Here is a 13,191-nt window from a genome sequence, read left to right as displayed (position 1 = left end):
TCAGCGGGCCTCGCCGGTCGACGGCGCGCGCAGCACCAGCAGCAGCCGGTACAGGGCGAACACCACCATCAGCGCGCCGCCCGCCGACAGCGGCAGGTAGCCGATGCTCTGCGGCATCGGCGCGCCGGCGATGCGGATGTCCAGCCCATCGACCAGCAGGATGACGCCCCAGTACGCCATCACCGCGCCGATCGCCGCGATGACCAGCGGCGAGGCCGCGTGCACCAGCTTCTTCATGCGAGGCCCCAGGGCGTCGGCCAGCAGGAAGAAACCGAAGTGGCGCTGGGTATGCACGCCCGCCGCCGCGCCCAGGCTCATCGCGGTGGTCAGCAGCAGCACGGTGACCGGCTCGGTCCAGCTGGGCGAGTCGTTGATCACGTAGCGGGCGATCACCTGCCAGCCCTGCACCCCCACCAGCCCCAGCAGAGCGGCGACGGCCACGGCGATGGCGGCGTTGGACAGCAGGTCCATGCCGCGCTGCAGGGGCGAGGCGGGAAGCGTCGGGGTTTCTTCGGACATCGCGTCGTTCTCAGGCCAGGTCGCGGATACGGCGGTACAGCGTGTCGATGGCGGGGTCGCGCCGGTATTCGGCCAGCAACGGTTGCGCGGCGCGGGCGAAGGCCGCCAGGTCGGCATCGTTGCGCTGCACGCCGGCCTCGGACACGGCCGCGCGCGCCTCCGCCTCGGATGCATCCCATAGCCGGCGCATCACCGCGACGGATTGCCGCGCGGTGTCCAGCAGCAGTTCGCGGTCGGCGGGTCGCAGCGCCTCCAGCGTGCGCTGCGATACCAGCAGCACGTCCGGCGCGTACGAATGCTCGGTCTGCGACCAGTAGCGCGCGGCCTCGAAATGCCGGCTGGAGTGGAAACTGCGGATGTTGTTCTCCGCGCCGTCGATCATGTGCGTTTCCAGCCCGGAGAACACTTCGCCCAGCGCCAATGGCGTGGGGTTGGCGCCGAACAGCCGCAGCATGCGGATGAAGATGTCCGACACCGGCACGCGGATCTTCATGCCGTGCAGGTCGGCCGGCGCGCGGATCGGCCGGCGCGCGTTGTAGAAGCAGCGCGCACCGGAATCGTAGATCGCCAGGCCCACCAGCCCGCGCTTGGCGAAGCCGTCCAGCACGGCCCGGCCGACGCCTTCGTCCATCGCCCGGCGCATGTGCGCGACCGAGTCGAACACGTACGGCAGGCACAGCGCCTGGGTCAGCGGGAAGGCGTTGTTCAGCGCGCCGGAATAGACGCGCGTCATGTCGATGGCACCGAAGCGCGCCATGTCGATGGCCTCGGACTCGCGGCCCAGCTGGCCGGAGTGGTACTGGCGGATCGTCACCCGCCCGCCGGTCTCGCGCGCCATCGTTTCGCCGATCCAGCGCACCGCCTCGACCGTGGGGTAGTCCTTCACGTGCACGTCGGTGGCGGTCAGCACATGCGGGCCGCCGGCCGCCAGTACGGGCGAGCCCAGCAGCGGCGCGGCCAGCGCGGCGCCGATGCCGGCGCCCAGGAAACGACGGCGGTTCATCATGCGGGCCAGTCTCCTTCGTCCATCGGCGCGGCGGCCACCGCGCGGGCGACGATGCTGCCATGGCCGTCGAACTCGATGCGCGCCTGCTGGCCGGGCAGGATGTCGTGGATGCCGGTGGCGTTGCCGGTGGCGACCAGGTCGCCGGCCTTCAGCGGCCGCCCGCGGCGCGCGGAGCGCGACAGCGCGAACGCGAACGCGGCGCGCAGCCCGCCCGGCAACGTCGTCGCTCCCCCCTGGCCGACCTGTCGATCATCGATGAAGGTCCGGCAGGTGAGCGAGGTTTCCGCGATCGAGGCCCAGCCGATAATTCCCGGCCCCACGATCAGGCCGTTGTTGTTGCCGAAATCGGACACCACCACGCGCGGTCCCAACTGGTTGATCGTGGCCAGCGGGCTGCTGGCCACTTCCATGCCGATGAACAGCGAGGAAGGAAACGCGGCGGCTTCGTCCGGCGTCCAGTCGGTCTTGCCTTCCGGCGCATCGGCGTCCAGCCGCAGCACGTACTCGGCCTCGACCGCGCCGAAGCCACCCGCGAACACCGCGAACGACAATTGACCACCGATAGCAAACTGGCGCGCGCGGGCAAAGACGGGGCCCAGCAAGCGTTCGTCCCCCGAGACGTCGCGGCGTTCCGGTGCGATGAAGCCCACCTTCCAGCCGACCACCGGGTCCGGCCACTGTCCGATCGCGATGTCCTGCACGCGGTAGGCGGTGGCCAGGTCGGGCGGTATCTCGCCGGGGAATGCGGGCAGCGACTGCCCCTGCCGGCGCGCGCCGACGAAGCGCGCTGCGATGGCGGCCAGTTCCGGTGCCTCTTCGCGTGCGCCCGCCGTGCCGCTGTGGTCGGTACTCAAGTGGGTTCTCCCCCGCTGTTTTGTTGCACTGCCGAGTGACAGCGCAGGTTGATGACCTGTATATGGTAAACCGGTGTCATTGACAATGTGCACTGCCGCAAAATCCATTCCCGATGCACGCTCCATCGGTCCACTCCTGGGAGGGAGCCAATGTTCCGCACTGTCCGTTCTTTGTCGGTCGCCGGCCATCGACTGATCCGTTTCCTGCCCGCGCTGCTGCTGGCGCTGGCAGCATCCACCGCGCTGGCGGCCGAATCCGGCAAGCTGGCCTTTCCCGGCGCACAGGGCTGGGCCGCGCACACGCCCGGCGGGCGGGGCGGCCAGGTCATCCGGGTGACGACGCTGGCGGCCGACGGGCCGGGCTCGTTCAAGGAGGCGGTCAGCACCAAGGGGCCGCGCATTGTGGTGTTCGAGGTGGGCGGCGTGATCGACCTGGACGTGAAGACCCTGCGCATCGAGGAGCCGTTCCTGACCATCGCCGGCCAGACAGCGCCGGCGCCGGGCATCACCCTGATCCGCGGCGGCATCGACATCGCCACCCACGACGTCATTGTGCGCCATATCCGCGTGCGGCCCGGCGACGCCGGCAAGCCGAAGCTCAGCGGCTTCGATTTCGACGCGATCTCCACGGTGCGTGCGCACGACGTGATCGTCGATCATTGCTCTCTGACCTGGGGCACGGACGAAGGCCTGTCCGCGTCCGGGACGCGCTTCATCGAGGGCGGCAAGACGGCGGAGGACTTCCGCAACGGCACTTCGCGCCGGATCACCTTCAGCAACAACCTCATCGCCGAGGGCCTGGCCTACGCTAGCCACGCCAAGGGCGAGCACTCCAAGGGCACGCTGGTGCACGACCATGTGCAGGACATCCTGATCGTCGGCAACCTGTACGCGCACAACTACGAGCGCAATCCGCTGTTCAAGGGCGGCGCCAGCGGCCAGGTGATCAACAACCTGATCTACAACCCCGGCGCGCGCGCCGCGCACTACAACCTGATCGCGGAGGAATGGATCGGGCACGATTACGAAACCGGCCGCATGGTCTTGCGCGGCAACGTGTTGCGGGCGGGACACGATACCAAGCCGCTGGCGTTCTTCATGATCGGCGGCTCCGGCGATGTGGATCTCTACACCGAGGACAATCTGCTGGTGGATGTGATCGGCGAACCGACGATCCCGGAGATCGGCCGCTATACGACGGCGCCGGTCAAGGTGAGTCGCCTGCAGCGGGCGCCGGAACTGCCGTTCGGGGTGAGGCCGCTGCACTCGGCGCAGGTGCAGGACGCGGTGATCCTGACAGCCGGCGCCACACCGTGGAACCGCGATCTGATCGACCGCCGCATCGTCGCCGACGCGATCGAGGGGCGCGGCGAGATCATCGACAGCCAGGATCAGGTCGGCGGCTATCCGCAGTATGCGGAAACCCGCAAGCCGTTCGTCGAAGCCGAATGGGACCTCGATACGATGGAACCATTGGCCGGTTACCAGCGCGGCGAACCGCTGCGCTGAGCCGATCGCCCCCCGTGCTTGTGTATGCAGGCGCGGGGTGGTGCCTTCGTCAACCGGATCGGTCTACGAGGATCCGGGACGGAAGACGTCATCCGGAGCGCATGCATCATGCATGCGCTTCCTCGCTGCGCGCATGGCGGCCATCGAAACGCCCGCCGCGGTGCCCCTCCGGCCTGCGTATGGGCGGATGCCGTCGCCCATGATGAAGATATGGGAAGTCGCCGCTGGTCCGCAGAACGGTGCTGGCAGGCGCGGGCGATGCTCGCCTGGGAAGTGGAACCGCGCGCCGACGTGCCACGAGTGACCGGTGCAGTGGTGAACGATGCGCGACCGCCCACCGAAGCCACGTGCAGGCCGCTGGACTCGCCGCTCGGATGGGTGCCCTCGAAAGCGTGAAGTGTCCGTCGATCCCGCACGACACCTTCACGCCTGTGTTGCGGGCGCCGCGCCTGCCTCCACATCACCGTTGTTCTGGCGGAGAGCGCGGCTGCAAGGCAGTCGCCACAGGAGTCCGCCCACCACGTCCACTGGCACGTCTTCGTACAGCAACAGTGCGTGCGGAACAATCCGGCAGTTCCCGTTTGTCCCCGCAGGCGGACGGGGGATGGAAAGGCATCCCATGCCCACGCCTGGGCTTGTAAGAGCCTGTTCACGATCTCGAGCGGCGCGGCCGGCTCGAGCAGCGCGGCCGGTATTCGAGAAGGTAATTCCTAAGCTTTCCGGACCAGAATGGGCCGCAGTTCCTGGATCGAAGTGGCCTTCAAAAGCCTGAAAAGCAGGGGTTTGAGATCCTGCTGGCGGTGGTTGAAGCGGTAGCAAACTTCGGCCAGGTACAGATGGAAGTATTGGGAGGGCACGCCCCGGTAGGGATACAGCCAGTTCTTGGCATAGCTCCAGAAGCCCTCGATGCCATTGATGTGGTCACGTCCGAGAGGCCGTCCCTTCTCCTTGCGGATCATCACATGCTCGCCGCGCAAGCGTAAGGTGGCGTAGGCCTGCCACTCGTCGGTGTAGTACAGCGAACCTTCACGGCTGTGCGCATCGATCTGCTGCATGACCGAGGCCCGGTCATGCGCCGCGATCGGCATGGCCTTGACCTGACCGTTGCGCTTGATCAGTCCAAAGACGATCACCTTGCCGGCAGCACCCCAACCACGTTTGCCCTTCCTGGCGCCCCCAAACGTGGTTTCGTCCAGTTCCAGCGCGCCCTCGAACGGCTCCCGCAGTTGCTCCACCATCGCGCAGCACGCGCGCACCAGCCGGTAGAACCGTTCACGGGTGGCGGCCGTGGTATCACTCCGGAAACGCTGCCGGTAGGACGGCACACCGAGCACGAACAACTCCAGCAGGCGGTGCTTGCTGGTGCCTGGTAAGCGCACCGAGTCCCACACCGATGTCCAGGTGAACCGCTTGCCGCAAGCGCGACATTTGAGCCGTCCATCCGACAGGCCGTAGTGTCGGCTACCACCGCAAGCAGGACATTGCTTCATGACCAAATCCTCTCAGATTTGGTCCGGCTTGCTTGGGAATTACCTAAAAAAAGACCCGTCATTCCGGCGCAAGCCGGAACCCAGTGTTTTTGGCTCTTCGGAATGCTCGCGCCGACTCAATGAAAGTCGCTGGGTTCCGGCTTGACCAGCCATTCGGCTGTTGAAAGCCGCCGGAATGATGAACTCGCTTTTTCGAGATAGTGAACAGGTTCTAAAAAAGAAGCCCGGCGCGTGGCCGGGCTTCGGAGGATCGCGCCACGGCATGTCGTGGACGCGCCAGGGGAGGGGAAATCAGAACTTGTAGCGGAACCCCAGCATGTACTGGCGACCGGTATGCGTGTAGGCGATCGAGCGGTCGCCGACCGAATCGATCCACAGGTCGCTCCACTCGTCGGTCAGGTTCAGCCCTTCCAGCGATATGCTGAAGTTGTCGGTGATGTTGTACGACAGCGAGGCGTCGATGGTCGTCGATTCCTTCGTGCCTTCCACGTCGCTGCCCTCGCGGCCCGGTATCTGGTTGAGGTACTCGTCGCGATAGGCGGCCGACACGCGCGCGGAGAACTTGCTGTTGTCGTAGTACAGCGTGGCGTTCCATGCGTTCTTCGACAGGCCCACCATGGGTCCCTTGGCGGAGGGGGCGCCGGTCGAGCTCAGGTACTGGATGTCGGAATCGACGTAGGTGTAGTTCAACTGCACGCCGAAATCCTTCCAGAACCCGGGCAGGAAGGTGAAAGGCTGCTGGTAGCTGATCTCGTAACCGGTCAGCTCGCCACCGGGCGTGTTGAGGGGCTGCTGGAACGTGAACTCGTCGGTCGGCAGGGCGCCGGTGCCGGCCAGCAGCGAATCCGGCAATCCCGACGTGTTGAACGGACGCGTCTCGCGCGAGGTCTGGATGTAGCTGTCGATGTCCTTGTAGAACAGGCCCAGCGACAACAGGGCTTCGTTGCTGAAGTACCACTCCAGGTTGAGGTCCAGCGTCTTGGCGCGGAACGGATCCAGCTTCGGGTTGCCGGTGGCGACCGTGCGCGCGCCGCCGCTCACCGTCACCGTGGCGCCGGGGTTGAGGAAGCCCAGGTTGGGGCGCGACATCACCTCGGCGCCCGACAGGCGGACGAGGAAGTCCGGCGTGACTTCGGCGATCAGGTTGAACGATGGCAGCGTGTCGCTGTAGTCGTGCGTCACCCGCGTCTTCACCGCTTCGCTGCCCACGAACGACCAGCCGTCGCTGGTCAGGTCGGTCTTGACGTGGCGCACGCCCACGTTGCCGCGGAAAGGCACCGGACCGATGTCGAACGAGAAATCGCCCTGGAGGTAGAAGCCCGTGCTTTCCTCGTTGACGACGCGGTTGTTGGCCGCGACGTTCGACAACGTGTCCGAGACCGCGTAGATGCCGCTGTTGCTGTAGATGTCGAAGGCGCGCGCGAACGCGGCCACGTCCGGTACCACCCAGCGATTGACGCCGCCGGCGCCGAGGCCGTAGAGGCCGAACTCGCGCATCAGGCCGGCCAGGGCCGCATCGCCGTCCGCGGGCACGCTCAGTTCCGACGACCGCCGCCACTCGCGGCCGGTGTAGGTGTAGTCCTTGTAGTGCACGCCGCCCTTCAGGGTGAAGTACGAGGACGCGGTCCAGGTCAGGTCGACCTGGGCGGTGTCGTACTCGTTCTTCGCGTACTGCGGGCGCAGCCGGATCTCGGCCAGCGTCCAGCCGGTCGGATCGAGCGGATTCATGTTGCCGTAGCCGAAGACAGGCCGGCGGCTGTTGCCGCGGTAATCCCACGAGTAGCCGTCGACGTCGTACTTGTCGGCGATGATCGTGGTCTGGATCGGGTTGTCGTACTCCGACTCGGACCTTCCGAGCAGCGCGTCCAGCGTCAGCGCGTCGTTGAACTTGTGGCGCAGCGACAACCCCCACTGCAGGAAGTCGGTGGTCTGCTCGTCGTAGCGCCCCTCGGTGCGGATGTCGACGTTGTCGAACACGCCGTACACCAGGTTGCCGCGCGAATCGACCTCGCCATCCAGCACCACGGTGTTCGGCTTGCCGGTGGCGGGATTGGTGGCGGGGTCGGGGTTGGCGTTGCCGCGGCTGAAGGACACCGCGTTCATGTTGTCCTGCACCCGGTTCGCATCGAAGCGCGCGTACAGCACGTCGAGCGCCAGCTCGGTGCTGTTGCTCGGGCGGAACTGCAGCGATCCGGTGACGCCGATGCGCTCCTGGTCGTGCGTGTACACGTTGTAGCGCGGGATGCGCGGGTGGTACACGTCGGCGTCCCGTGCGCGCGCGAACGGCGAAGAAGCGCTGAAGTTGCCGTTCGACGGGCCGTTCGCCCAGCGCACCGAATCGGATCCTTCCTCGACGACCTTGCGGTCGGTGTAGGCGACCGACAGGAGCGCGCCGAACGTGTTGTCGGCGAAGGTGTTGCTGATCAGGAAGGTGCCGCGCGGGTCGGTCCCGTCGGTCAGGTCGTTGTAGCCCACCTGGCCGCCGACCGCGAGCGTGAATCCGTCGTAGTCGAACGGACGCGCCGTGCGCAGGTCGACGGTGGCGCCGAGCGAACCTTCCTCGACATCCGCGGACGATGTCTTGCGGACCAGCAACTGGCTGAAGAGCTCGGAAGCGAACGTGTTGAAGTCGAAACCGCGGCCCCGGTTCACGCCGCCGGAGGTGTCCGTGCCGCCGCCGGTGGCCAGCGCCTCGATGCCGTTGATGCGCACGCGGGTGAATTGCGGCCCCAGCCCGCGGACCGAGATGTTGCGGCCCTCGCCGCCGTCGCGGGTGATGGACACGCCGGGAATGCGCTGCAACGATTCGGCCAGGTTCAGGTCGGGGAAGTCGGCGATGTCCTCGGCGACGATGGCGTCCACCACGCCCGCCTCGCCGCGCTTGATGTCCAGCGCCTTCTCGAGACTGGCGCGATAACCCGTCACGCTGATGGTGTCGAGGGTGGTGTCCACCGGCCCCTGCGCCGCGTCCTGCGCCTGCGCCGCGCCGATCTGCAGCGCCAGGCCGATGGAGACGGCAAGCAAGGTAACCGGTGTCTTCCGGTGGTGATGACTGACTGGCATGTTTTCCCCTCCTCAAGGGACCATGACCGCTTTTCGCGGCTGTTTTAGTAGCAAAATCTGCTTGGATCACCCTTCCATGATCTCCCAGCCGGTAAAATGACACCGCTGGTCAAAACGAAAGCTATCAGAGTGTGCGCTGCAACAACAACTGTCGTCCGGACCGGTTTATCGTGTCCCGGGGACAATACCGGCAGCGCACAATACGGCAGGTTCGGAACACCACCATGGGAGCGGTTCCAATGAAGGGGAAGGTCGTTTGTTTCGGCGAGTTGCTGCTCCGCCTGGGCGCGCCGGGGCGGCAATTGCTGCTGCAATCGCCGGTGCTGGACGTGCATGTCGGCGGAGCCGAGGCCAACGTGGCGGTGTCGCTGGCGCGCTTCGGCCACGACGCGCGGATGGTCGGCGCGGTCGCGGACAACGCGCTGGGCGAGGCCGCGCTGGGCGAGTTGCGCCGGCACCGGGTCGATACCGCCGGCGTGCTGGGCGTGCCGGGCCGGATGGGGCTGTACTTCCTGACACCGGGTGCAATCCAGCGCCCCAGCGAAGTGCTCTACGACCGCGCGGACTCGGCCTTCGCGCGCAGCGGCGGCGGCCGGCACGACTGGCCCGCCCTGTTGCGGGGCGCGGACTGGCTGCATGTCAGCGGCGTCACCCCGGCGCTGGGGCAGCAGGCCGCCGACGGCACGCTGGCCGCGGTGCGCGCCGCGCGGTCCGCCGGCGTCAAGGTGTCCTTCGACGGCAACTTCCGGCCGAAGCTGTGGGAAGCCTGGGGCGGGGATGCGCCGTCGATCCTGCGCGGGCTGATGTCCGAGGCCGACGTCCTGTTCGCCAGCCATCGCGACCTGCAGGTGGTGCTGGGCCTGGAGTTCCCGCAGGCCACGCCGCAGGAGCGCTTCGCCGCCGGTGCGGCGGCCGCTTTCAATGCCTTCCCGCACTTGGATCGGATGGCCGCCACGGTGCGCGTGCAGCGCAGCGTGGACCATCACGCGCTGTCTGCGATCACGGCGTTGCGCGACGGCGCCTTGCACACCACGCCCGCCTATGAGGTCTCGCCCATCGTCGATCGCATCGGTACCGGCGACGCCTTCGCCGCCGGCGTGCTGCACGGTGACCTCACCGGCATGTCGGCGGCCGACGCATTGCACTTCGGCGTGGCCGCGGCCTGCCTGAAGCATTCGCTGCCGGGCGACTTCAACCTGGTGGGCGTGGCCGACGTGCAGGCGTTCCTGAGCGAAAACAGCCTCGACGTGAAGCGCTGATCCCGGCACGCGCCGGGCACGGGAATGCTGCAAAGCGGCATTCCAGTGGCAAGCAAAAGTATCGTCTGAATATGGCTGGACGGACTTTTCTTTATGTCCGTTTCACTCACACTGCGCGCCATGATGAGCGCGGCCCATGCGTAGCAAACTGTTCGTACCCGGCGTGCGCCCGGAACTGTTCGCCAAGGCGATGGCCAGCGCGGCCGACGTGTTGTCCTTCGATCTCGAGGACGCGGTTCCTGCCGCCCACAAGGCCAGGGCGCGCGCCTGCGTGGTGGAATATCTTTCGCCCCGTCCGCACCGTGCCGCCGGCAAGCAGGTCATCGTCCGCGCGAACGGGCCGGGCACGCCGGAGTGGATGGACGATCTGCGCGCCATCGCGTCGCTGGACGTCGATCTGGTGAATCTGCCCAAGATCGAGTCGGCGGATCAACTGGTCGATGCGGTCCGGCGGATGGAAACGATCGAGGCGGAAAGCCCGGGCACCGTCCGTCCCGGCCTGCTGGTCAACATCGAGACGCCGCGCGCGCTTCGCCATGCGGCGGCGATCGCGGGCGCCCATCCGCGCGTGCGCGGACTGCAACTGGGATTGGGCGACCTGTTCGAGCCTTACGGCATCGCACGCGACGACCTGCGTAACGTCCACGCCACCCAATACGCGCTGCGCATGGCGGCGGCCGAGGCGGGCGTGTTCGTCTACGACACGGCGTTTCCCGGGCTGGACGACGAGAAGGGTTTCCGTGCGGAAGCGGAGTCGGCGCGCGCACTGGGGTATGCAGGCAAGAGCTGCGTGCATCCGCGACAGGTGGCGTGGGCGAACGACGTGTTCGACCCGACGCCGGAGGAAATCGAGGCGGCCCGGCATGTCATCGATGCGGCGGCCGGGGCGGAGGGGCGGGGACACGGTGCATTCGCCGTCGACGGGCGCATGGTCGATGCGCCCTACCTGGCGCATGCCCGCACGATCCTGGCGATGGCGCGAGCAAACAAGAAGAAGGATCCAGCATGAGCTTTTCCAAACGGGTCGGCGGGTTGTTCCTGCTGGCCTGCATGGTCGCCGCCGGCGCACCCACTGTCCGCGCGGAAAGTCTGGCGTCGTTGAAGGAATCCGCGTTGCCCGCGCCGCCCGCGAAGGCGGCGATCCAGGAACTGCACCAGGTGGATGGAAGGCTGGTGGCCTTCGCGAAGGAGGAGGCCTGGGTGTTGAGTTCCGCATCCGGTTCCTGGTCGCGCATCGCGCTGCCCGCCGGGCTTGATGGCGGTTCCGCCCGCTGGCTTTCGGCGGCGAAGGACCGTCTCTACGTGCTGCATCAGGAAGACGAAGCAGGCGCGGCGGCGCGGATCGCCTCGGTATCGCTGGCGGGAGAACGACTTTCGATGCGTCCGTTGCCGGCATGGCCGACCGCCCTGCGCGATGTCGCGCTGGCCGAGGGCGACGGGCAGTTGTATGCGACGGGCATCGACGCCTCCGGGGAAACGCATGTCTATCGGACCGCCGTGCCGGGCGGGCAAGGAACATGGCAGGCGTTGCCGGCCTGGCCCGGGGCGGGCAATGCCAGCACCCTGGTCGCACAGCGCGGCGATCTGTACGCCAGCGTCGCGGGCGAAGGCGCGGAGTCGCTCTGGCGATGGTCGAAGGATTCCGGCTGGGTAGCCATGCCGGCCGTGCCCGGCCGCATCGTGCCCGGTTCGGCGCGTGCCCTGGGACAGGCCCACGTCCTGTATCTGCTGTCCGGCGGCGGAGACGCGGCCGGTTCCGGCGGGCACGGCCGCCTGATGACATTCCACACGATCACCAAGGCATGGGCCGGGTTGTCCTCGCTGGAAGGGAATCCCGCGCCGCCGTTGGCGGCCTGGGGCGATGGGTTGGCGTGGTGGAGCCACGACGACGGCGTCCCCGGCGTGCGCACCGTGCAGTTGCAGGCCGGCAAGCACCTGCTGACCTGGCTGGACTGGCTGGTGATCGTGGTCTACCTGGCCGCGATGATCGGCATCGGCCTCTACTTTTATCTGGGCGAGAAGCGCAATTCGACGGCCAACTTCTTCGTCGGCGGCCGCAGCATCCCGTTCTGGGCGGCAGGCGTCAGCCTGTATGCCACCAACACCAGCTCGATCAGCTTCATCGCCATCCCGGCCAAGGCGTTCGAGACCAACTGGCAGTATCTGACCAACAACCTGATCGCGGTGATGGGCCTGGTGTTCGTGGCGATCTGGATCGTGCCATTGCTGCGCCGGCTGAATTTGATGTCGGTGTTCTCCTACCTGGAGACGCGTTTCCACCCGGCCATCCGCATGCTCGCCAGCGCGCTGTGCATCGCCATGCAGATCGGCAGCCGGATGAGCATCATCCTGTTCCTGCCCGCGCTGGCCATCGCCACCATCACCGGGCTGGACGTGGTGTGGAGCATCCTGATCATGGGCGTGTTCACGATCATCTACACCACGCTCGGCGGAATGAAGGCGGTGATCTGGACCGACTTCGTGCAGGTGTTCGTGATGTTCGGTGGCGCTATCTTCGCCATCGGCTTCATCGTCTACGGCATCAATGGCGGCATCCCGGAGTTCGTGCAGGTCGCCATGGCCGAAGAGAAGACCAAGCTGTTCGACTTCAGCTTCGACCTGACCAAGGCCACCGTGTGGGGATTCATCTTCCTGGTGGTCTTCGACGTGGTGCTGACCTTCCCCAAGGACCAGGTGCTGATGCAGCGCGTCCTGTCCACCAAGTCGGACAAGGAGGCCGGGCGATCCATCTGGACGTTCGCCGCCATCATGATCCCGGGCGGCTTCTTCTTCTATGCCATCGGCACCGCGCTGTACGTCTACTACCAGTCCCACCCCGAGCGGATGAACCCGCTGCTGCCCATCGACGCCACGTTCCCGCTGTTCATCGCCGCCGAACTGCCGATGGGCGTCACCGGGCTGATCATCGCCGGCATCTTCGCCGCCGCCATGTCCACGCTGTCCAGCATCATCAACAGCGTCTCCACGCTGGCCTCGGTGGACTTCTACGAGAAGCTGGCGAAGAACCCGACACCGAAGAAAAGCGTGCTGTTCGCCGAGATCATGGGCGTACTGGTGGGCCTGGCGGGCATCGCCATCGCGCTGCTGCTGTCGCGCTACGACATCCATTCGCTGTTCGACGTCTCCATCGAACTGGCCGGCCTGCTCGGCGGCGGCTTCGCCGGCGCCTATACGCTGGGCATGTTCACCCGCCGTGCGAATTCGCAGGGCGTGGCCATCGGCATCGGTTCCAGCATCGTGCTGACGTTGCTGATCTGGTCGATGGGCCTGGTGCACCCGTACTTCTACCTGGCCATTTCGATCCTGCTGTGCATCGTCATCGGTTACGCGGCCAGCTGGCTTTTCCCGCCACCGACGCGGTCGTTGAAGGGACTGACGATCCATCGCCAGGACGCGGTGGCCTGAACGGACGGGCCGCGCCATGGGTCGGAAGTCCTGTCGTGCTGCTTCCCGGGCTCGTGTAGCCTGAG

The 13,191-nt window shown here is 66.8% G+C and carries 9 protein-coding genes; 4 read left to right on the top strand and 5 right to left on the bottom strand.

Annotated elements, in window-relative coordinates; all coding sequences use genetic code 11:
- From AAD027_RS00760 to AAD027_RS00750, 3 genes are read right to left on the bottom strand one after another with little or no spacing between them, the layout of a single operon-like run.
- On the bottom strand, positions 1-519 hold the full coding sequence (locus AAD027_RS00760; RefSeq protein ID WP_341724103.1) for a TRAP transporter small permease: 519 nt from the start codon (positions 517-519) through the stop codon (positions 1-3).
- Between the two features lie 10 nt (positions 520-529).
- Positions 530-1,525, bottom strand: a complete 996-nt coding sequence (locus tag AAD027_RS00755) for a TRAP transporter substrate-binding protein (protein WP_341724102.1) — start codon at positions 1,523-1,525, stop codon at positions 530-532.
- A complete protein-coding gene (locus AAD027_RS00750; RefSeq protein ID WP_425605362.1) occupies positions 1,522-2,379 on the bottom strand; it encodes a 2-keto-4-pentenoate hydratase in 858 nt (285 codons plus the stop codon). Before AAD027_RS00750 ends, AAD027_RS00755 begins: the two co-directional genes overlap by 4 nt.
- Before the next feature lie 150 nt (positions 2,380-2,529).
- Between AAD027_RS00750 and AAD027_RS00745 the strand changes: the two genes are divergently transcribed.
- Positions 2,530-3,888: a pectate lyase family protein gene (locus AAD027_RS00745; protein ID WP_341724101.1), complete on the top strand. Its 1,359-nt coding sequence runs from the start codon at positions 2,530-2,532 to the stop codon at positions 3,886-3,888.
- A gap of 710 nt (positions 3,889-4,598) precedes the next feature.
- On the opposite strand, the gene AAD027_RS00740 is transcribed toward AAD027_RS00745, so the two are convergent.
- Positions 4,599-5,126 (bottom strand): IS1595 family transposase, encoded by a 528-nt coding sequence (locus AAD027_RS00740; protein WP_425605378.1) that lies wholly within the window; start codon positions 5,124-5,126, stop codon positions 4,599-4,601.
- A gap of 543 nt (positions 5,127-5,669) precedes the next feature.
- The gene (locus tag AAD027_RS00735; protein ID WP_341724099.1) at positions 5,670-8,441 is read right to left on the bottom strand and encodes a TonB-dependent receptor; all 2,772 of its coding nucleotides are present in this window, start codon (positions 8,439-8,441) and stop codon (positions 5,670-5,672) included.
- A 239-nt stretch (positions 8,442-8,680) separates the two neighbouring features.
- Between AAD027_RS00735 and AAD027_RS00730 the strand changes: the two genes are divergently transcribed.
- From AAD027_RS00730 to AAD027_RS00720, 3 genes are all read left to right on the top strand, one after another.
- Positions 8,681-9,700, top strand: a complete 1,020-nt coding sequence (locus AAD027_RS00730) for a sugar kinase (protein WP_341724098.1) — start codon at positions 8,681-8,683, stop codon at positions 9,698-9,700.
- A 136-nt stretch (positions 9,701-9,836) separates the two neighbouring features.
- The gene (locus AAD027_RS00725; RefSeq protein WP_341724097.1) at positions 9,837-10,709 is read left to right on the top strand and encodes an HpcH/HpaI aldolase/citrate lyase family protein; all 873 of its coding nucleotides are present in this window, start codon (positions 9,837-9,839) and stop codon (positions 10,707-10,709) included.
- The gene (locus tag AAD027_RS00720; RefSeq protein ID WP_341724096.1) at positions 10,706-13,126 is read left to right on the top strand and encodes a sodium:solute symporter; all 2,421 of its coding nucleotides are present in this window, start codon (positions 10,706-10,708) and stop codon (positions 13,124-13,126) included. Before AAD027_RS00725 ends, AAD027_RS00720 begins: the two co-directional genes overlap by 4 nt.
- Positions 13,127-13,191: the final 65 nt, after the last annotated feature.

The organism is Pseudoxanthomonas putridarboris, assembly GCF_038321125.1.
Classification (GTDB): domain Bacteria; phylum Pseudomonadota; class Gammaproteobacteria; order Xanthomonadales; family Xanthomonadaceae; genus Pseudoxanthomonas_A; species Pseudoxanthomonas_A putridarboris.
The sequence above is the reverse complement of the archived record's forward strand: the minus strand, read 5'-3'. Positions and strand labels throughout refer to the sequence as shown.